We start from the raw sequence: 20,821 nt of genomic DNA, 5'->3' as shown, positions 1-20,821 counted from the left end.
CCACGGCGGCCCTTTTTCGTTTTGGGCGGAAGCGAACGGCTTAGTCGCCCGCCGGCCGCGATTGCAGCTGGATATAATTGGCCAGGCCCATCTGGCGGATCATGTCCTGCTGCGTCTCGATGAAATCGACATGCTCTTCCTCGGCGCTGAGGATTTCGGCGAACAGATCGCGCGAGGCGTAATCGCGCACCTTCTCGCAATGTTCGATGGCATCCTTCAACAGGGCGATGGCTTCGAATTCCAGCTCCAGATCCGCCTGCAGCACCTCTTCCACCGTCTCGCCGATGCGCAGGCGATTGAGCGCCTGCATGCCGGGCAGACCTTCCAGGAAGAAGATGCGTTCCATCAGCTTGTCGGCATGCTTCATCTCGTCGATGGATTCGTGCCGCTCGTAATCGGCGAGCTTCTTGATGCCCAGATTGTCGAGCAGGCGATAATGCAGCCAATATTGGTTCACCGCCGTCAGCTCACCCTTGAGCACGGCATTCAGAAATTCGATCACCTTGGCGTCACCGCGCATGGCCAGTCTCCCTTTGCTGGGATCGCCATGGCGCAGTTCTTGATTCAGGTCAAGAAAAAGCGTTGTTTTTCTGATACTTATTACTGCAACGCACTTGCATTAGCAGCCTATGCCGGATCAGCCGCAGGCGCGGGCGTTCTCGATCACTTCCTTGGCAAAGGGAAGGCACTGGCCGCACTTGGGCTTGTGGCCCAGTTGCGCATAGGCGGCCTTGGGGCAGGACTTGCCGGCCAGGCGCGCAGCATCGCGCACATCACGTTCCTTCAGTGCATTGCAGACACAGACGAACACGGCAGTCTCGCGAATCAAGTGACGTTGTTGCGAAGCGTTATCAACCATCGCGGCTGTTAATGCAAGTGGTTCGCATTATCCGCAGAAGTGGTGCGGTGCGCGCGTGCCCGCCCATCCGTCCCACGACGTGGGCGCGCACCTCGTCCGCACCAGGAAGCCGACGACAGGCGTGAGCAGGATCAGATAATCCGGCTTTCGGTGGGCGGCGCTGCTGCCGTGTATTCATGCGAGGCAGAGTGCAGGGCTGCCGCGCTGCTTTGACCTCGAAGCTGACACCGGATCGATAGGGTTGCTTTACCACCCGCGCCGCCAGACCCTTCGGCAGGCACGAACATTGGTCGACGCGCTGGCCGCCGCCTTTGACCGGGCAGCAGGATAGACATTTGCCGGCCGGCGCCGCCTTCAGCGCCGCCCGAACAGTTTCTCGATGTCGGTCTTGGCCAGCTTTACCCAGGTCGGGCGGCCGTGGTTGCACTGGCCGCTGTGCGGGGTGACTTCCATTTCGCGCAGCAGGGCATTCATTTCGGCAATCGAAAGCTGCCGGCCAGCCCGCACGCTGCCGTGGCAGGCCATGGTGGCAGCCACGCCGTCCAGCCGTTCCTTCAGGCTCAGCGCGCGGCCGAAGGCGGAGAGATCGTCGGCGAGATCGGTGATCAGGCCTTTCACGTCGCATGTGCCGAGCAGCGCCGGGGTAGCGCGGACCAGGACGGCGGCGGGGCCAAAGGCTTCGACCTCGAGCCCGAGTTCGGCCAGTTCGTCGGCGCGATCGGTGATACGGCCGGCGGCGATCTCGTCCAGTTCGACCACCTCCGGCACCAGCAGCGCCTGGGACGCGACCGCGCCGCCGGCAAGGGCGCGGTTCATGCGTTCCAGCGTCAGGCGCTCATGGGCGGCATGCTGATCGACGATGATCAGCGCGTCGTCGGTTTCGGCGACGATATAGGTTGCCGCCACCTGTCCGCGCGCGGCGCCGAGCGGGAATTGTTGCGGCGGCGGGGCGGGTTCGGCGGGAGTGTGTGCGGGGGGGTGTGCGGGGGCAAAAGCCGGTGGCAACTGGCTGAACAGGCGCGGCGCTTCGGACCAGCTGGCGCCCGGCGCTGTGCCGCCAGCAAAAGCCATCATGCCGCCAGCCGCTGGATCACCGCCGCCAGCGGGCGGCCACGCAGCGGCAGCCGTCGGCAGCGGTTCCGACACGAACGCCGCCAATGCCGCGCCGGAAACCTGGGTGCTGGCGCGGTGTCCGGCTTCATCCAGGGCGCGGCGCAGGCCCGAAACGATCATGCCGCGCACCTGGGCGGCGTCGCGGAAGCGCACTTCGGTCTTGGCAGGGTGGACGTTCACATCGACAAAGTCGGAAGGGACATCAAGGAACAGCGCAACCACCGGATGACGATCGCGGGCGAGCAGATCCTGATAGGCCCCGCGCAGGGCACCCACCAGCAGGCGATCCTTCACAGGGCGTTGATTTACAAACAGATATTGGTGATCGGAAACGCCCCGGTTCCACGTCGGAATGCCGGCAAGGCCGGCAAGGTGCAGCCCTTCGCGCGCCAGATCGACCGCGACGGCATTGCCGGCAAACTCCGGGCCGATGATCGCCGCCAGCCGCGCCAGCGTCGATTGCGGGGAAGCATCGGGCAGCGGCGGCAGGTTGAGCAGGCGCCGGCCCTCATGCTCGACCACGAAACCCACTTCGGGCCGCGCCATCGCCAGCCGACGGATATGATCAAGGCAGGCCGCCAGCTCAGAACGGTTTGATTTCAAGAACTTGCGCCGGGCCGGGACGGCGGCGAACAGGCCGTCCACCCGCGCCACCGTGCCCGGCGCCGCGCTCGCCGGGCCATCCTGCACGATGCGGCCATTGTCCACCACCAGCCGCCAGCCTTCGCCGCCATCAGGCCGGCTGGTCAGCGACAGGGTGGCGACCGAGCCGATCGACGGCAGCGCCTCACCGCGAAAGCCCATGGTTTGAATGGCTTGCAGGTCCTCGTCGGGCAGTTTCGATGTGGCGTGACGCTCCACGGCCAGCCGCAACTGGTCAGGCGCCATGCCGATGCCATCATCGGCCACTTCCAGGCCATCAATGCCGCCATTCACCAGCGACACCCGGATGCGCTGGGCACCGGCGTCAAGCGCATTTTCCACCAGTTCCTTGGCGGCACTTGCCGGCCGCTCCACCACCTCGCCAGCGGCGATGCGGTTGATCAGGGTTTCAGGCAGGCGGCGAATGGGCACCGGCGTGTAATAGGGGCAGTTGAGCGCACTGTCATGCCCCGCGCGTTCCACTTTGCCCTTCACCCTTGCAGAATCGGCCATTCGGGGCCAAAGGCGGCAGATTGGTCGCGCAGGTTCGCGAATCCCATCCTCATGCCTTGGTAAAAGCCCCCAATATGTCGCCTTTCAGCCGGATGTTTTCCTTCCTGTCTCAGGACATGGCCATCGATCTGGGAACCGCCAACACGCTCGTCTATGTGCGTGGCCGCGGCATCGTTCTGAACGAGCCGAGCGTGGTCGCCATCGAGACCATCCGCGGCAACAAGATCGTCAAGGCCGTCGGCAATGAAGCCAAGGTGATGATGGGCCGCACCCCCGGCAACGTCGAATGCATCCGCCCGTTGCGTGACGGCGTGATTGCCGACATCGATGTTGCGGAACAGATGATCAAGCACTTCATCAAGAAGGTGCAGACCAGCCGCTTCGGCCGTTACCCGGAAATCGTCATCTGCGTGCCGTCGGGTTCAACCAGCGTGGAAAAGCGCGCCATCCGTGACGCCGCCAACAATGCCGGCGCCACCCAGGTCTATCTGATCGAAGAGCCGATGGCCGCCGCGATCGGTGCTGGCATGCCCGTCACCGAACCGATTGGTTCGATGGTCGTCGATATCGGCGGCGGCACCACCGAAGTCGCCGTGCTGTCGCTGAAGGGCCTTGCCTATACCACCAGCGTGCGTGTGGGCGGGGACAAGATGGACGAAGCCATCATCAACTACGTCCGCCGCAACTTCAACATGCTGATCGGCGAAGCCACTGCCGAGCGCATCAAGAAGGAAATCGGCACCGCCAAGAAGCCGGCCGATGGCATTGGCGAGACGGTGTTCATCAAGGGCCGCGACCTGATGAACGGCGTGCCCAACGAGATCCAGATCAACCAGGGCCAGGTGGCCGAAGCGCTGGCCGAACCGGTGGCAACCATCGTCGAAGGCGTGCGCGCCGCGCTGGAGAACACCCAGCCGGAACTGGCAGCCGACATCGTCGATCAGGGCATCGTGCTCACCGGCGGCGGCGCGCTGCTGCGCGATCTGGATGTCGTGCTGCGCGAAGCCACCGGCCTGCCGGTCAGCGTGGCCGACGAACCGCTCACCTGCGTTGCCATCGGCACCGGCCGCGCGCTGGAAGATCCGATGTATCGCGGTGTCCTGATCACGGCCTGAGCCGGCTCGCCCCAGGGGACCCATGGACTGGACTCCCGCCCCTCGCCGCCCCACCGCCATCCGGCGGGAGCAGAATCTCGCGCTGGTTTCGGCCGTGGTGTCGGGCGGCGTGATCGCGGCCGGGCTGATCCTGCTGCTGGTGGCGCGGGTCAATCCCGAAACCGCCAGCGGCGTGCGCGCGGCGGCCACCGATATCGTTGCGCCCCTGTGGTCGGTGGTGCGCGCGCCGATCGATGGCGCAGGCAAATTGGCGGGCGATTTCAGCGATTATTTCGGCGCCGTCAGCCGCGCTGACCAGCTCGAAGCCGAATTGGACAAGGCCAATGCCCGGCTGCGCGCCGCGCGCAACAGCCAGCGCGAACTGAGCCAACTGAAGCAGCTGATGGCCGTACGGGAGCCCACGCGGACGGTGGTGGCCACCACCCGCATCGCGGCGGCCACGTCGGGCAGCGTTGCCCGCACCGCCATGCTGGCCGTGGGCAGCAACGACGGCATCACCCGCGACATGCCGGTGATTGGCGCCGATGGCCTCGTCGGCCGCACGCTGGAAGTGGGCCACCAGTCGGCCCGGGTGCTGCTGCTGACCGATCCGCTGAGCCGCGTGCCGGTGATTGTCGAGCGCACCGGCCAGGCCGGGCTTGCCGTCGGGCGCAACCTTCCGACCCTCTTGCTCACCGATCGCATCGGGCCGGAACTGGTGCTGGTTGCCGGTGATCGCATCGTCACCTCCGGCGATGGTGGCGTCTATCCGCCCGGCGTACCGGTGGGCGTGGTGGTGGATCCACGCAGTGATGGCCCGGTGATCCGTCTGGCGGCCAGCCCGCTGGGCGGCGGTTTCATCACGGTGGAACGCGCCTGGCTGCCCATCCCCGATACCCAGCCAAAGGGCCCCGTATTCGATGCACCGGTGCCAGTGGAAGCCCGCACCCGCGGCGCGCCACCTCCGCGCCTGCGCACCAACGAACCGCCGGCGAACTGATCCCATGATCGCCAGCCCGCCACCCCCAGCCCTGCTGATGACCCCGGAAGAGCGCCGACGCTGGCTGCTGTCGCTGTGGCGCTATGCGGTGCCGGCACTGGCCAGCGTGGCACTGCTGGTATTGATGCTGGCGCCCCTGCCGATCAGCGTGCCGGCCATGCCCCACCTGGCGCTGATGGGGGTGCTGGTCTGGGCGATGCTGCAACCGGGGCTGATGCCGCCATGGGTGGCCTTCTGCATCGGCATGCTGGCCGATCTGCTGTTCGGGCAGCCTTTGGGCGTGAATGCCACACTATTCGCGCTGGCCACCGGAGTGATGCGCATGGCAGGCCAGTTGTTCGGGCGCCATGGGTCACTGTTTGATTGGCTGCTGGTGGCCGGCGTACTGTTCGGCTTTGCGCTGCTCACCGGGCCGCTGATGGCACTGGCCGGGCGGCCGACACCGGCGCTGCCGCTGCTGTGGCAATGGCTGACCAGCGTGGCGGCATGGCCGCTGGTGGCGCGCCTGTGTGCTGCCATTCAACGCAAGCTGGCGGCCACCGCACCGCTTTGGCGCCATGGATGATCCGGTTCGCCGCATGGCCTTCTCGCGCCGCGCCCTGCTGCTGGGCGCGGGCATGGCCGGCACCGGCGCGCTGCTGGCCGGGCGGATGGCCTGGCTGGCCGTGTTCGAAGGCGAACGCTACCAGTTGCGCGCGCAGGAAAACCGCATCCAGGATCGGCTGATCCCGCCCCGCCGCGGCTGGATCGTCGATCGCAACGGTAAGCCGATTGCCCTCAACCGCCCCGATTATCGGCTGGAGCTGCGCCCGGCTGAAGTGGATGATCTTGACGCGGCCCTGATCGCGATCCGCTCCGTGATCGACATCGACGTCGGCGAAGAACAGCGGATTCGCGATGATTGCGCCAGCCAACCCAGCTTCATGCCCGTGGTGGTGCGCCAGAATCTCACCTGGCCGGAATTTTCCGCCTGCAACGTGCGCCTCGCCACCCTGCCTGGCGTGACCCCGGTGCAGAGCTTTTCGCGCTTCTACCCGGAGGCCGATCGCTTTGCGCACCTGGTCGGCTATGTCGGCGCGCCGACACCCGAACAATATCGCGAGGAGAAGAACCCGCTGCTGATCTATCCGGGTTTTCGCATCGGCAAGGACGGGATCGAGCGTTTCGAAGACAAGCGACTGCGTGGACAGGCCGGATCGGCGCAGGTGGAAATGACCGCCCGCGGCGAGCTGGTGCGGGAACTGGGGACACAGCCCGATCGACCCGGCGACACGCTTCGCCTCACCATCAACCGCGATCTGCAGAATTATGCCGCGCGCCGGCTGGGGGACAATTCGGCCAGCGTGATCGTCATGGACTGCATCACCGGCGATGTGCTGTGCATGGTCTCGATGCCGGCCTATGATCCCAACATCTTTTCGCGGCGCGTCCCGGCAACGCTGTGGAACGCCCTACAAAAGGATGATCACACGCCGCTGCTCAACAAGAGCGCCATGGGTCTCTATCCGCCCGGCTCCACCTTCAAGATGGTGACCACTTTGGCGGCGCTCAAGGCCGGCATTGATCCAGCCGAAAGCGTGGGTTGTTCCGGCAAATATCGGCTGGGCAACAACACCTGGCACTGCCACGCCCGGCGCGGCCATGGAACGGTGGACATGGCCCGCGCGCTACCGCTCAGCTGTGACACCTATTTCTATGCCATGGGGCGCCGGGTGGGCATTGACGCCATTGCCGACATGGCGCGCCGGCTCGGGCTGGGCCAGGAATATCCCCTGCCGCTGCCCGGTCAGGCCGATGGCATCGTGCCCGACAAGGCGTGGAAGCAGCGCCGCTTTGGCCCCGACCCCAGGAAGGGCAACTGGCGCGAAGGCGAAACGCTGAACGCCGCCATCGGCCAGGGCTATATCATCACCAATCCGTTGCAGCTGGCGGTGATGACGGCCCGTCTGGCCAGCGGCAAGGCCGTGATGCCGCGCCTGATCGGCGAAGGATCTCCCGCCGAATTCCCGTCGCTGGGCATCCCGGAATGGCACCTGGAACTGGTGCGCCAGGGCATGGTGGACGTCGTCAACGCCCGCCATGGCACCGCGCGCGCCGCCCGCAGCCCGGTTGGCGACGTGCTGTTCGCCGGCAAGACCGGCACCGCCCAGGTGCGCCGCATTTCCGCTGCCGAACGCCGCACCGGCGTGATCCGCAACGAAGCCCTGCCGTGGAAGCAGCGCGACCATGCGCTGTTTGTCGCCTTTGCGCCGGCCGGCGCGCCACGGTACGCTTGTTCCGTGATCCTTGAACATGGCATCGCCGGCGGCCGCTATGCCGCGCCCATCGCGCGTGACGTGCTCAGCTTCCTGTTTGAACCCGAACGCGCGCTGGCCATCCTGCCGCCGATCGAGGCCGAAGCCGCGCGCGCCCGCGCCGCCCGCGAGGTTCGCGAAACGGCCGACAGCATCGCCACCGAAACCAGAGCGATGATGCCCAGTTGGCTGAAACTCGACATCAAGCCGCCCCTATTCGAAATTGCCGATCCCGACGCGCCGCAGCCGCCGCGCGAGCCAGAGTAAGGCGGATGGATCTGCTCAACGGACCGTGGCGCCGCGAACTGGGGCATCTGCCATGGAGCGTGGTGCTGCTGGTCTGCGCGCTGGCCGGCATCGGCCTCACCGTGCTCTATTCAGCCGCCGGCGGCTCGCTGAACCCGTGGGCGCTGAAACAAGGCGTGCGCTTTGCCATCCTGCTGGTGGGGGCGCTGGCGCTGGCTATGGTGCCACCGGAACGCTGGCTGGCCCTGGCCTGGCCCATCTATCTCACCCTGCTGGTGGCGCTGGTTGGCGTGGAACTGGCCGGCGCTGTGCGCGGCGGCAGCCAACGCTGGCTCGACATCGGCATCATGCAGTTCCAGCCATCGGAGATGATGAAGCTGGCCATCGTACTGGTGCTGGCGCGCTATTATCAATATGTGCCAAAGGGTTATGAAAGCCGACCTGATGTGCTGATCCCGGCGCTGGCGCTGATCGCCATGCCGGTGGGGCTGGTCATGCTGCAACCCGATCTGGGCACGGCGCTTTCGATCCTGTTTGGCGGCGTGGTGGTGCTGTTCCTGGCTGGCGTGCGGCTGTGGCTGTTCGGTGCGGCAACGGCGGCAGTGGCGGCCATGCTGCCGGTGGCCTGGTCCATGCTGCATGATTATCAGCGAAAACGCGTGCTGATCTTCCTCGATCCCGAAAGCGATCCGCGCGGCGCCGGCTATCACATCACCCAAAGCAAGATCGCCATCGGTTCCGGCGGTCTTTCCGGCAAGGGCTTCCTGGGCGGCACCCAGAGCCACCTGGATTATCTCCCCGAACTCCACACCGATTTCGCTTTCGCGACGATGGCGGAGGAATGGGGCCTGATGGGCGGCTTGCTGGTGATGATCCTCTACGGCCTGGTGCTGGCCTGGGGCATCCGCACGGCGATCAATGCGCGCAGCCAATTCCAGCGCCTGCTGGCCTTGGGGCTTACGGCCACCTGGTTCTTTTATCTGGCGATCAACATGATGATGGTGATGGGCCTTGCCCCTGTTGTGGGCATCCCGCTGCCGCTGATCAGTTGGGGCGGCAGCGCCATGATGACCGTGATGATCCTTTTTGGGCTGATCATGGGTATCGCCCGCGCCAATCGCCCCCGCTTTGATTGAACATGCTTCGCCGCATGGCGCCGCAACCGGCACCTTTTCACAAAAAACCGGTTTACAACCCCCCACCCCCCTGCTAATCGCCCGCTCCCGACCGGACGGCCCCGCCGCCCGATCACACGCTTCCACAGCGTTTGGACGTATAGCTCAGTCGGTAGAGCAGCTGACTCTTAATCAGCGGGTCCCAGGTTCGAGCCCTGGTGCGTCCACCACCCTCTAATCATTGAATTTTTTGGACCCGATCCGGATGGCGATTTTGCCCCCGAAAACGCCGCCAGTAAGCACATAGTAAGCACGCGGCGACGGCTCGGAGTCGGCGCGGATGGCGCCTTGCGAAAGCCTGCCTCGCCGATCACTCCGCCCGGAATATCCGCCGCAGCAGGGGCTGCGACTGTGGCCGGTTGAACAACTTGAAGCGGCTCAGGTGCGGAAGGATGATGAGTTCGCGGCCATCGGCTGTTGGACCACGATAGGCTTGGATGTTTCCCCAGCCGGTTGGCATCGCTTCCAGGTCCCGCGCGCCCGTCAACGCAGCGATCTCGCGCCCGGCTTCCTGGCCTAGGCAAACCACGCGCGTGGCGGACACTTGTGGCAGCAGCCAGCGCCACAGCTCGCGAGAGAAGCTCAGAGCCTCCTGTCGGTGCTCGAGATCACTCCACGACGGGCTGCGAAAGGGCACCAGGTGGGCCGAGAAGGCCTCCTCGGGCGCACAGCCCGCCAATGCAAACATGGCCTGCACCTGCCGCTGCAGCGGGCTGGCGCCGCGCGAACAGCCATCCCAGCTCTCGACAAGATAGGCGCTCCCCTCCTCCTGCGACCAAGACGGCCCATGAACCAGGTCACCGCCGGGGTTGAGGGTGACGAGCAACAGCTTTGCCTCATGCCGCCAAGCCGCCGGGCAGGTCATGAACCGCCAGCCAAGCCGGTAGCCCAGCCGGCGAGCGGCCTCATCGATCTGTGCACTGTTCATTGGACTTCTCCTTCATCGGGAATGGGCGGCAGGGCGCTGCTCCTGTCGGGGCCATTGCGCTGCGCGCGATAAGCGGCCTTGCGCTGTTCGAGCGCTGCACGGGCTGATGCGACTTTCCGAGCGGCTTCAAGGCGTAGCAACTGATCGATGCGGTGACCGACTTCGTCGGAGTGATCAGGTATCAAGAGGTTCAACTGGATTGAGCCACCCAACGTGAAGGTGGGAAGCGCGGTTGGCTGTTGCCAAGACCATTCGCCGCGGGGCCAGGGAAAGAACTCGTCGCACTCGCGATTCGATTCGGCTGTAATCGCACAGAGCCAATCCTGACAGGATTCAGCCGTCAGAGGCTCGATGCGGATTTCACCACAGTGCACGAATGCAAGACGGCGCATTGCCTGCAGATAGGTGCTACTCGGGCGCGGCAGCTTGCGCGCCAGGAACTGCTTGCCTGCATCCGACACCCAAATCGGAGTTGGCAACGGATAATGCGGCCCCATATCTGCGATTTCGTTTGTCGCTTGGTCTGGCCATGCGGCCACGTGGGGCTGAAGCAGGAGCCCGCCAACTTGGTCGCTTTCCGGTATGTCTGGCCTAAGAACCAGATGGATGTGGAACTCCAGCGAGATCCGCACGGGTTCATCATCAGGGGCGAGATAGAAATGCCCCTTGTCTTCGCCAGTCACCTCGACTTGGCCGAAATCCACCCCCCCAAGGGGCACGTACACTAGAATGTCGCCCAGTGGGCCGAGGCCAGCATTCTCGAAAAAAGGGGCATCATCAGATAACGGGCGCCAACTGCCAGTCATGAAGTTCTCAGTCGCAAACCCGTCTGCTTCTCCTTCGTTGAACTGAAACTTGGCATCGAGCCACCAAGCTGCGGCCTGATCAGCAAGATGATAATAGCTGGCAATGTCATGCTGCCGTGCAACCTCGGCGCAGATCCGGCGCAGGTCTTCGGCCAGATCGGCATACAGTTCGGCGTAGGCTTCCGCCAACCCCGTCACCGGACGGTCCACAGGCTTCCGACGCTGGCGATCTTGCACCTCGGCCACAAACTGGGCCACCTGCTGTTCGCTTGGAACCCCAAGTTGCTCCCCAATCGCCTCAACGACAGCAAGCCAATCGATCAGCTTCCCGCGCAGGTTATCGGGGTCACGGCCGTCAAATCGCTCGAGACGATAGGTCCGCTCGCGCTTGCTGCCAGCCTTGGCCAAAAGGGTCAGAAGATCCTGCGGGCAGCCCCTTTCCCGACGATAGTTAACATCACTCATGTTCTCAGATGCGTTCTCGAGCGCTTCCTGCACCTTCGCAAGCCGATTGCCATCAGCGGTCTTCAGTTTCAGAACGAGACTGCGGAAGGCGGCTGCCATGTGGGCCCGCTCAATGCGATCGAGTGTCTTGCGCTGGTCTACACCAGTTTCCATACGCCATGCCCTCAGCCAGGTTTCGCGCCATGCAATCCTGTCGCGTTGCTCGCGGGGTAGACGCTCGTTCGCATCGGCTTCAGGCCGATTGAACCTAACATGTAAGACATTGTCATCCATGGCGATGCATCTCCTGGCGCGGGCGACTACCTGAGGGGCGAGTTGGGCGACGACGCCAGCGCGGCATGACAGAAACGATCGCACCGTCCTCTGCGATGATCACACGAAGGCGACAGAGCTTCTCAGCCAGCTTTGGTGGACACCCCTCATGAATAAGGCTGCACGCATCCCTGCGATCAAGCATCAGTGCATCACAGCCGTCTCCGCACCCCTTCACTAGCAAGGAAAGATTCAGGAATGCGTGGAGTTCCACGTCCCGTACTCCGCGTTGCTGCATGCGCTCACGGGCATGACGAGTGAGGTTTTCTCCTGCACCGAGAAACTGACGATCCGACATGGTTGGCTCCTTTCGATGGCTGGAATGTGTCGGCAGGCGCCTGTGACTTCAAACCAAATCTGGAAAAATTTTTGGTAGATTCAGTAATTATTTTTGGTGGATAAACTGGGGATGGAATGAGCGTCCCCAACGGCGGGGTCGCTCTGCCAACGGTTACCGAGGTGCCTCACGCAGGAGGAAGTGCTCCGGGCCACGGTAAAGGGATGCAAACATAGGAGTTCATTTCTCGACAAGGTTGCCATCACTTCAAAAGCGCGGCATGCAAGCAAGAAAATGGTCATCAGACGGAAAATCGGCGACCATACAACACACTTTAGGCACTGGCGTCGGAACGGCCATAAGGTCGAACCTAAAATGCCATGATGTGAGGCAAGGATGGCTCGGCCACTTCTCAGTAAAACGACCGATGAATTGAAAGCGATGGCCGAGCGGAACCTGAAGAGCGCGTCTGAACTTGAGTTAATCAGGACCGAGCTAGCACACCGGAAGACACTCGCTGCCCGCACGTTGATGGCACGCGTTGAGAAAATCTTGCTGCAGCAGCGCCCAACTCAAACGATCGTTCCGGTAAAGTCAGCACCCACTTCGCCAGCAATCGCTCGAGTCAAAGCTCCCGTAACGGCGAGAATTGTCCCAAGCGCGTCAAGATCGTCCAACCGGTCCGACACGGACGAACCATCAGCCCGTCCGAAGCAGAGTACGCCGGAACCGCCACCCATGACAGACGAGCAGAGATGGACCTATGAGGCCGTTGCCGGCCTCCGGACCAAATTGATCGACCTGGGGAAACGCAACCCTTTGATTGCATTCAAGCATGGAGGCCGCTCAACCTCGCATATTCGCATTGTCGATGAGCGGCCAGACCTTTTGCTTAAAGCGCTTCAGGAAGGCCCTTTGCAGTTCGAACCATTGCCGGACGAGGACATTACCCCCCAGGACGAGCGTACGCCGGCATTTCAAATCGCTTATGAGCGCGCGCGTCTAACTGATCCACTGTTCCTGGCGGCAACCGAAAAGTTAGGTGATGACGAGGCGGACATGCGCCAGTGGCAGTCAGCCGAGCGATTGTTGAGACAGGCGGTTCGCCACCAACTCGGCTTACCAGCTCTCGATTATGGCAAAGCTCTCGACGTAAAGGCATTGGCCAAGGCGCATGGCTTTGATCCCTCCTTCGACCTCCGCGGCTCCGATGACGATGATGTTGCCGAACACCATGAAGACAACCGTATTCGCGTCCTGCTCACGACAAAGGAGCTCGGCAAGCGTCTGAAGACGATCTACGAGAAGTACCGCTCCCACCAGCGTGAGACCGGCCTGCATACCCTGTTTCTCTGCCTCGGATTCGTCCAATGGTACGAGGATGATGCATCTGACGTGCAGCACCACGCACCAATTTTGACGCTTCCGGTCCACTTGGAGCAGAGGGTGGTACGCGGCCGCTACGAGTACACGCTTGTCGAAGGAGACGAAGACCTCGAGGTCAATGTCGCACTCCAGGAGAAGATGCGCCAACATTGGGGGCTGGAGACACCGGAACTTGGCGAGGACGAGAGCCCGGAGGAGTATTTCGCGCGCCTCGAAGAGATTCTTGCCCAAGGCCGACGGCTGTCGCTTCGACGCTTTGCCACCGTCGCCATCCTGCCGTTTCCGCGCATGATCTTGTGGAAGGACCTGGACCCGAGCAACTGGCCGCCGCAGGCTTTTGCCAATCACACATTGCTGCCCGGCCTGCTCAATGCTCGGTCTTTCGACGGTGAGCCGGCTCCGCTGGAAACGCCGGATATCGACCGCGAGCCGCTGGCGAGCAAGGCACCGCCGTTGATCCAGCCCGCCGACGCTTCCCAGCACGCCGCCCTTATCGACGTTGCGGAGGGCCAGTCCCTGGCCATTGAGGGGCCACCGGGAACCGGCAAATCGCAGACAATCACGAACATGATCGCCAGCGCGTTGAAAGACGGGAAGCGGGTATTGTTCGTGGCCGAGAAACAGGCTGCGCTTTCCGTGGTGGCGAGCCGCCTGCGTCAGTCCGGCTTGGGCCCCCTGCTGTTGGAACTCCATGGAGACACGGCCAAGCGTGATACGGTCTATGCAGGCCTGCGGGAGCGCCTGAACGCCAGACCCTCTGCAGATCCAGCCCGTCTATCGGACACACGAGCAGAGCTTGCTCGTAAGCGCGACCTCATCCGGCGATACCTTTCCCTGATTGGCGAGCCGCTGGGGTCACTCGGTAAAACGGCTTATCAACTCTCGTGGCGAGAAATCCGCCTTCGTAGCTTGCTTCCCGCCGGGATCGACACAGTCGCCAATGGCCTCGAGCCGAAAGACATTGAAAGCCTTGATGCGGCGACCCTGAAGGAACGCCGCGAAGCCCTTTCGGATTTTGGCATCGCCCTTGCCGCGCTTCGCACTTCCAACGGCGAGACGCTGTGGATGGCGGCTGAGCGGCTGAACCCGTTTGATCAGGCAGATGAGTTGGCCGCAGCAGGGACAGCCGCGATGGCGGCAAGGACACTTGCGAACCTTCAAGCAGAATTGACATCGTTGGGCATCACTTGGCCCGGGCCGCGATCGAATGTTGGGCCCGCCGTTGACCAGCTCCGAAATATCACCGCTCCATCCGGCCTCGACGAGCTTCTGCTGCAAAGTGCACTTCGCCAATATGGCGAACTAAAAGCATTACATGAGCTGATGGACCGCTGGCATGAATGCAAACGACAGTTGGAGCTTGATGTCGAGGCACCAGCCGAGCTTCCGAACGATGCAGTCGCGGCACTTTGCAGCGCGCTGGCAGACATGGATGACATTCCGGACGCCATCTCCCAGGTCCATGATCAGTTGGCGCAATTGCGGGCGGCTGAGGAAGCCGTGGAACGAATCCAGGCTGAAATAGGCGCGCTTTCCCAGATAATCCCCCTGCCCGTGCAGCTGCTGAGCTCTTCGACGCCAGCCGTCATGGCAGCGCTGAGCATTTTGGGCGAGATGCCATCGGCGACAGCCGCGATAGCCAGTCCCACGTTGCTGGAACCGGTTGCCCGTCTTGCCCTTGAGCGCGAAGCGGGCACTGCAGCCGAGATCCGGCGCGAGCGTGAGGCACTTACCGCGCTTCTGACGCCCGAAGGACTAGAGGCAGGCTCATCGGAGCTCACCAGCACGGCTGACGTGTTGGAGCAGGCCGGCATGTTTGCGCGCCTGTTCGATGGCGCATTCAAGGCTTCCGATCGGCGATCAAGGCGGTGGCTGAAGGGCACCGAAGAGCGCCCGAAGGCCATTGAAATGCTGCGTAGGGCTGCGCGGCATCACCGAACTACAAGCAGTTTTCGTAACGATAGCCCAGCGCGATCGCTGTTTCCCGCCTTGCTGTGGACCGGTGCCGACGCAGATTGGGAGGCCGCCCTTGGTGCGTCTAGCGCACTTGTCCGCGCGGAAGAGCAACTGCGGGCGCACGGTGCGGCAGACATGCTTATAGGCTGGTTGCGTTTGGGTGCTGCAGACCGCTCGCGGGCAGCCGCCATCGCGGGCCGGGTGACCGAACTTGCTGCCCCCCACTTGGCCATGCTGTCGGCGCCATTGTCCTGGCCGGCGCTTGAAAACACCATCGTTGAAAGTCGAGGCAAGGCCGAAAGACTGGTAGAAGCCCTGCATAAGGTTGGCGCGCGGGCAGACGGGATGATCAGACGCGGAGGCAAGCTACTTGCCGATCGCATCGGCGAATTGGCGCGCGCGGAAGCCGACCATGCCCTCCAAGCTGAGAAATCAGGCTTCGACTGGGCCTCGTCCGTCAGGCGTAATCCTGCCCCCCTGAAGCGAGTGTTGGACCATGTTGATGCTTTGAATGCATTGGCTGGACCACTTTCGATTGCTGAGGCGGCACGCCGGGCAGATAAGCCGCTGGGACTGCTAACGCGTCTGGCCGAAGTTACACCTCTGATTGAGGAGGCTAAGAACAAATGGGATTTCGAGGCTACAAAGTTTGCCATTTTGGCCGAGATTGATGCCACGAAACTGGCAACAAGCTGGTCGGAGCTAGCCGACCATTTGGCGTCGATGTCCAGTGACGCAGCGGGCGTCAGGGCCTGTGCCAACTTGCTGAAATATCGCTCTGCCTTGCGTGAAGCTGGCCTCGACGCCTACGCGCTTTCGGCCGTGGCTGGGGACGTCGCGCCCGACGAGCTCGCAAATCTTTATGAATGGATCGTGGTGCGATCCCTCGTGCGCAGCTACGTCGGCGGATCGGGCGCGGAATTGGGCCGGCTCGGCAGCCTTACGCTGGATGGCGCCCGTCGCGCGTTTGTGGCACTCGACAAGGAACTCCAGAACCTGGAAGCGGCGGCCATCGTAGCCGCCCGCCTCTCAGATAAGCCGCCGCGCGGAAAGGACAGCGGTCCGGTTGGCGGTTTCACGGACGCAGCGCTGCTACAGCACGAATTAGGGCTGCGTCGCCCACGCACGTCTCTGCGTGAGGTCACCCATCGGGCGGCGGCTGCCCTGAAGGCGTTGAAGCCGGTGTGGATGATGTCGCCTACCTCGGCAGCCCAGTTCATCCGGCCGGGCGACCTAACGTTCGACCTTCTGGTGATCGACGAAGCCTCCCAGATGCGGCCCGAATTCGCTGTCTCGGCCATCATGCGGGCCGAACAGATTGTGGTGGTGGGGGATGCCAACCAATTGCCGCCTAGCGACTTTTTCTCGGCCTCCGGTACCGATGATGATGAAGACATGGACGAAACCGTCGTCGTGAACTCGGAGTCGATCCTCGATTTGGCCAATCAGCGCCTCCGCCGCAAGCGTCGGCTGCGCTGGCACTATCGGTCCCAACACGAGGATCTGATCCAGTACTCGAACCGCGAGTTCTATGAGCGGGACCTGATCGTGTTTCCCAGCCCTACGACCGACGACGAGCTACTGGGGGTCAAGTCCCGATATGTCGGCGGCACCTATGAAGCCTCGATCAACCAGGAGGAGGCCCAAGCAGTCATTGAAGAGGCGTTCCGCCTTATGCGCGCCTATCCGGAGCGATCGCTGGGCATCGCGACGATGAACGCCAAGCAGGCCGAACTCATCCAGAATGAGTTCAATCGCCTGCAGCTCGAAGAGCCCGAGGTGCGCGCCTATATCGATTTCCACAACAACGGAATTGAGGAGTTCTTCATCAAAAATCTCGAGAATGTGCAGGGTGACGAACGCGACATTATCCTGATTTCCACCGTGTATGGGCCAGACAAAAACGGGACGGTGATGCAGCGCTTCGGCCCGATGAACCAGCAGGTGGGATGGCGACGGCTGAATGTGCTTGTAACCCGAGCGAAGCTGTCGACGCGCGTGTTCACCTCCCTGCGCCCGAACGACATCAAGATCACCGAGAAATCGAGCAAAGGGGTGATGGCCCTCAAGTCCTACCTCACCTACGCTATGAAAGGCGCTGCAACCGACAGTGAGGTTGGCGGCGACTTCGATAGCGACTTTGAGATGTTCGTCGCCGAGAAGCTGCGGGCACATGGCTATGATGTGGTCCCCCAGGTCGGCGTTGAAGGCTTCCGCATCGATCTGGGCGTACGCCATCCTGATTATCCGATTGGGTTCATTGCTGGCGTCGAGTGCGACGGCGCCCGCTGGCATACTGGGCTGAGCGTTCGCGACCGCGACCGGATCCGCCAGACGATATTGGAAAACATGGGCTGGCGGATCCATCGCATCTGGTCGACCGACTGGTTCGCTGATCCAGATCACGAGATGGCGAAGCTGCTCCACAATCTCGAGGAATGGCGTGCCAAGGCCGCGGCAGCCTTTGCCAGCCGGCCCCGGACTGAACCGTCGCCCGAAGACTTGGCGCCCGAGCAGGAGCTGATCGAACTCGCTCCGCCAAACGAGGCGCAAGCACCTGCCGCGGTAGCCACTCCGTCAAAAAATATGACCGCAGACGAGGAGACCGAGGTCGAAGAACCACTCGGCAAGCAAATGCGACCGCTTGATGGCATCGACTGGTATGAAGTCTTGCCCGGCCGACGCTACGCCGTTGTCATCGATGGAGATCGCGCCGGCTCGGTTGAAGTGATCTCACGTGCCATGGGAGCTCCCCGTATCTATGGCGGGGCTCTTATCGTGACGAAGTCCGAGTTTGAAGGGGAAGTAGCACGTACAGGCGAGCGGTTCCGGAACCACGACATCTATGCCTGCGTAAGGGAGGTCGCACGTCGCGCGAAGGTCAGCGTTGGTAATCAATAATTCTTACGTCCAGTACGCAATAGAATATCAGCCTTACCCTATGATCGCACAAATGCGTTCAAACATAGGACGAAACACTTCGAAGAACCGATCATCAAGCCTAGGCACAACATCACGGGCGAACCGTTCCTTCATGGCGTCTGACTTCAAGACGATCTTGTTACCTCCACCGGGCGCCCGCTGATTTTCAAAGTATGGAGCTGTTAACGCATCTCCAAAGAAGAGATGCTCGATCTCACAAAGCGACTGATCGCCAAAGGTGGTGCCGTCATTACCGTTCACAAATACCTGGGCGCGGACAGCTGGATTCAGCGGCACAGGGATAAGAAAGGCGTAGGCATTGCGATTACCCAATCGCTTGCAGGCGCCATTGACGAAGTTGGCTTCAATCACTTCGCCTGCCAATCCATTCCATTGATTGAAGGCCTGATCGAAGTCGAACAATCCGAAAACGGGCCGCCCGCCCATATCGTTAATAATGCGATCGTCTCGCAAAAGCTGCGACAAGTATGTGCAGCTGAAAGCATAAAACGGGATGAATGGCAGCTCGGTCTGGTAAAGCCGGTACCAGGCTTCCTTGATGATGATCGGATCAATGCTACCCTCGGTGAACATCACCGGCTTGTTTTCGATCTGGATGGCATTCAGGATGCTGAGAAGCTGCTCACTTTCTGTGTACCGGATAAGCGCGTTGCTGAGCCGTTCGATCGCAAGCCGCTTCGGCAAGGGGTAGCAACGCGCCGCCCCATCCTGCAATTCGAAGAACTTCACCCGAGGCGACACACTGTTGATCAGCGTCACAGCGCTGTGGCTGCTCATCAGGATGTGATTGGAGCGGGCAGCGGCCTCCGAGATATCGTTGGTCTGATTGAGGAACTCGAACTGCCACTCGGGGTGCAGAAACGCGTCTGGCTCATCTAGCAGGGTGATGCTTTCCCGTTCCTTGAACAGTTCGGCAATGGCGAAGAGATATACCGATTGAAACTGGCCATCACTGAACAGACTGAGATCGGACAGCTCAAGGCCATTGAGCGTAACCGTCATGGCAATATCGTCCAGCATTCCCAGCATCTTCAGATTGCTGAACAGCTGAAACAATTCATGTGGAGGCCGGCCATCAAATACCCTGCGGAACAGCGGAACGCTAATTGGGATGCTGTAGAGATCGCTTTGCCGGTCGTGCAGCGCCCCCGGAGTGGCGCCGTCCTCGATGCACGCGATGAGGTCCATCAGAAAGGTCCGCGTTACGCCAAGCAAACCCCAGAATAAATCGCCCGGATCGAGGTGATCAAAGTTCCTTCTCATAGCGGTGATTGGCCGCCCGATCGTTAGAACCACCTCATTTCGAGTGCCCAGGATCCCCAGCTTGGCGCACAGGAAGCGCCGGGCCGGTCGGTCCTCCGGCAGCAACAGCAACAGGAGGATCAGCAGCTTCTTGTATTCCGGTCCTATGCCAATGAAGGCCGGACTTTCTGACAGATCCACGCCGCGCAACCGCTTCCGAAAGCGATCCTCATAGCGTTTAACCAAGCTGGCCACGTGCGGGTTTTGGCCTGAATAATAGACAATGACATTCTGGGGCCTCAGTTCTTTGGGCACGCTGCTGCGGGCCCTGCCATTCACCCAAAGCTGCCCGTCTTGCCACCGCAACGCCACATCCTGGCCATTGACGGAAAACTCGATTTGATAGTCGAAACTTGGTTGTTCGGAGCCTTTTCCAGGCTCGTACACGTGGTCAAAGATTTCGATAATGGCCTCGAGGAAGTTTGATTTCCCCGAGCCATTCCTGCCGACGAAGATATCGATCGAGCCATCGCCATCAAACCCGATCGAGAAATCACGCAGGTTCTTGTATTGGCTGATCCAGACGGAGCGGAGACGCATTAGGCTCTACTCGCCTTCCACTGGCGGCTTCAGAAACGTGAGCTGGGCATCAAGCATATATTGGGCCAGCACCGAAACCCTGGCCGCAGCGCCGTCGAGGCTACCAACGGCATCCATGATCATGGCAGGCGGACTGCCAGCAGTTCTGTCGAATGCCTCCATCAGCACCTGCTCTGCTAGCTTCATCGCCCTTTCATTCTCCTCGCGTCCTCGCGAAGTCTCAAGCAGCTCGGCCAACCAAACGGCACCGTCGGCCCACTTGCGCTCAAATCGTTGCCCCTTTTCGGAGAACAATACCGCCCAATTGGTGTTTGCGTAGAAGCTTACATGGTGCTGTTCGTGAACGTTCGGAAGCATGATGGTCGAGGGGCTGAAGATGGCTGAGGCCTTGGTGACCATGGTACGACTTTTGGTGTGCGTGACCAGCTCCTGCGGATTTTCGATCTGGCTGGTCGCATAGATCACATGGTTTCCGGCCTGCTCCAGCTTCTGCAGAGCTATGTGCTGCGCGAAACTGTCGTTGCTGTGCAGGTTCATTCTGAGCGCCGGCTTGCTCTTGAAGAATGGCGACGCGAACTCGCGAGCGTTGGCCGAGCGTATCACCATCGACCGCTTGAGCTGGATGAACAGAGGAACGGCACCGTCCATGGCGACTTCAACGTCGTAGCCCTTGGTCTTTTCAGCATACTGGCTGATGAAATCGGGCGCCCTGGGAAAACGCCCGCCGGTTGTGTATTTGGTTTCCAGCTCCCGAAGGAAGCAGTAACCGAACGAAAGCTCGGTGAATTCGGGCCACGGCATTAGACTGCCGCCCGTTCTGTGATCGCGTCCGCCAGGTGCCGGCTGGTTTCGCCTGCGTCTGCAATGTGAGCTTTCAGGGTCTCGCAGATGGCCATGAGTTCATCGACCTTGGCGACGATGCGTTGTTGTTCCGCGAGGGGCGGTAGCGGGAATGGAAGGCCAAGAAGAT

General features: G+C 61.9%; 13 protein-coding genes and 1 tRNA gene. 7 read left to right on the top strand and 7 right to left on the bottom strand.

Translation table 11 applies throughout. The features are described 5' to 3' along the window. Positions 1–40 precede the first annotated feature (40 nt). The 3 genes from bfr to mutL form a co-directional block, all read right to left on the bottom strand. On the bottom strand, positions 41–520 hold the full coding sequence (bfr, locus tag D619_RS0109155) for a bacterioferritin (RefSeq protein WP_017668286.1): 480 nt from the start codon (positions 518–520) through the stop codon (positions 41–43). Between the two features lie 117 nt (positions 521–637). Beyond that, a complete protein-coding gene (locus D619_RS0109150; RefSeq protein ID WP_017668285.1) occupies positions 638–811 on the bottom strand; it encodes a (2Fe-2S)-binding protein in 174 nt (57 codons plus the stop codon). A 402-nt stretch (positions 812–1,213) separates the two neighbouring features. Beyond that, entirely contained in the window at positions 1,214–3,046 is a 1,833-nt protein-coding gene (gene mutL / locus D619_RS0109145; protein ID WP_026090888.1) for a DNA mismatch repair endonuclease MutL, read from the bottom strand. Positions 3,047–3,201: 155 nt separating this feature from the next. Here mutL and D619_RS0109140 point away from each other — a divergent pair, with 155 nt between their 5' ends. The 6 genes from D619_RS0109140 to D619_RS0109115 all read left to right on the top strand — a co-directional run bounded on the left by D619_RS0109140 (position 3,202) and on the right by D619_RS0109115 (position 9,106). Further along, a complete protein-coding gene (locus D619_RS0109140) occupies positions 3,202–4,242 on the top strand; it encodes a rod shape-determining protein (RefSeq protein WP_026090887.1) in 1,041 nt (346 codons plus the stop codon). A 22-nt stretch (positions 4,243–4,264) separates the two neighbouring features. After that, the gene (mreC, locus tag D619_RS16225; protein ID WP_020480444.1) at positions 4,265–5,221 is read left to right on the top strand and encodes a rod shape-determining protein MreC; all 957 of its coding nucleotides are present in this window, start codon (positions 4,265–4,267) and stop codon (positions 5,219–5,221) included. A 4-nt stretch (positions 5,222–5,225) separates the two neighbouring features. Next, a complete protein-coding gene (gene mreD / locus D619_RS0109130) occupies positions 5,226–5,786 on the top strand; it encodes a rod shape-determining protein MreD (RefSeq protein WP_017668281.1) in 561 nt (186 codons plus the stop codon). Further along, positions 5,779–7,782 (top strand): penicillin-binding protein 2, encoded by a 2,004-nt coding sequence (gene mrdA, locus D619_RS0109125; protein WP_017668280.1) that lies wholly within the window; start codon positions 5,779–5,781, stop codon positions 7,780–7,782. Before mreD ends, mrdA begins: the two co-directional genes overlap by 8 nt. Before the next feature lie 5 nt (positions 7,783–7,787). Beyond that, a complete protein-coding gene (gene rodA, locus D619_RS0109120; protein WP_017668279.1) occupies positions 7,788–8,897 on the top strand; it encodes a rod shape-determining protein RodA in 1,110 nt (369 codons plus the stop codon). Between the two features lie 133 nt (positions 8,898–9,030). Next, positions 9,031–9,106 (top strand) — tRNA-Lys (locus tag D619_RS0109115). 140 nt (positions 9,107–9,246) lie between these two features. On the opposite strand, the gene D619_RS0109110 is transcribed toward D619_RS0109115, so the two are convergent. Both D619_RS0109110 and D619_RS0109105 read right to left on the bottom strand, forming a co-directional pair. Then, positions 9,247–9,864, bottom strand: coding sequence for a hypothetical protein (locus tag D619_RS0109110; protein ID WP_017668278.1), 618 nt, complete (start codon positions 9,862–9,864; stop codon positions 9,247–9,249). Next, positions 9,861–11,408, bottom strand: a complete 1,548-nt coding sequence (locus D619_RS0109105; RefSeq protein ID WP_152417392.1) for a hypothetical protein — start codon at positions 11,406–11,408, stop codon at positions 9,861–9,863. Before D619_RS0109105 ends, D619_RS0109110 begins: the two co-directional genes overlap by 4 nt. A 1,054-nt stretch (positions 11,409–12,462) precedes the next feature. On the opposite strand from D619_RS0109105, the gene D619_RS0109100 reads away from it, so the two are divergent. Further along, on the top strand, positions 12,463–17,967 hold the full coding sequence (locus D619_RS0109100; protein WP_017668276.1) for a DUF4011 domain-containing protein: 5,505 nt from the start codon (positions 12,463–12,465) through the stop codon (positions 17,965–17,967). A gap of 33 nt (positions 17,968–18,000) precedes the next feature. Here D619_RS0109100 and D619_RS0109095 read toward each other — a convergent pair whose 3' ends face one another. Continuing rightward, a complete protein-coding gene (locus D619_RS0109095; protein ID WP_017668275.1) occupies positions 18,001–19,851 on the bottom strand; it encodes an AAA family ATPase in 1,851 nt (616 codons plus the stop codon). 6 nt (positions 19,852–19,857) lie between these two features. Next, positions 19,858–20,652, bottom strand: a complete 795-nt coding sequence (locus D619_RS0109090; RefSeq protein WP_017668274.1) for a hypothetical protein — start codon at positions 20,650–20,652, stop codon at positions 19,858–19,860. Positions 20,653–20,821 lie beyond the last annotated feature (169 nt).

The organism is Sandarakinorhabdus sp. AAP62, assembly GCF_000331225.1.
Classification (GTDB): Bacteria; Pseudomonadota; Alphaproteobacteria; order Sphingomonadales; family Sphingomonadaceae; genus Sandarakinorhabdus.
Note: the sequence above shows the minus strand (reverse complement) of the source record. Positions and strands in the feature narration are given on the sequence as shown.

What these genes read in the sequence shown, in the direction of transcription:
- bfr (WP_017668286.1), bottom strand. Translation starts at nt 520, where the DNA reads ATGCGCGGTGACGCCAAGGTGATCGAATTTCTGAATGCCGTGCTCAAG.
- D619_RS0109140 (WP_026090887.1), top strand. Translation starts at nt 3,202, where the DNA reads ATGTCGCCTTTCAGCCGGATGTTTTCCTTCCTGTCTCAGGACATGGCC.
- mreC (WP_020480444.1), top strand. Translation starts at nt 4,265, where the DNA reads ATGGACTGGACTCCCGCCCCTCGCCGCCCCACCGCCATCCGGCGGGAG.
- mreD (WP_017668281.1), top strand. Translation starts at nt 5,226, where the DNA reads ATGATCGCCAGCCCGCCACCCCCAGCCCTGCTGATGACCCCGGAAGAG.
- mrdA (WP_017668280.1), top strand. Translation starts at nt 5,779, where the DNA reads ATGGATGATCCGGTTCGCCGCATGGCCTTCTCGCGCCGCGCCCTGCTG.
- rodA (WP_017668279.1), top strand. Translation starts at nt 7,788, where the DNA reads ATGGATCTGCTCAACGGACCGTGGCGCCGCGAACTGGGGCATCTGCCA.
- D619_RS0109110 (WP_017668278.1), bottom strand. Translation starts at nt 9,864, where the DNA reads ATGAACAGTGCACAGATCGATGAGGCCGCTCGCCGGCTGGGCTACCGG.
- D619_RS0109105 (WP_152417392.1), bottom strand. Translation starts at nt 11,408, where the DNA reads ATGGATGACAATGTCTTACATGTTAGGTTCAATCGGCCTGAAGCCGAT.
- D619_RS0109100 (WP_017668276.1), top strand. Translation starts at nt 12,463, where the DNA reads ATGACAGACGAGCAGAGATGGACCTATGAGGCCGTTGCCGGCCTCCGG.
- D619_RS0109095 (WP_017668275.1), bottom strand. Translation starts at nt 19,851, where the DNA reads ATGCGTCTCCGCTCCGTCTGGATCAGCCAATACAAGAACCTGCGTGAT.
- D619_RS0109090 (WP_017668274.1), bottom strand. Translation starts at nt 20,652, where the DNA reads ATGCCGTGGCCCGAATTCACCGAGCTTTCGTTCGGTTACTGCTTCCTT.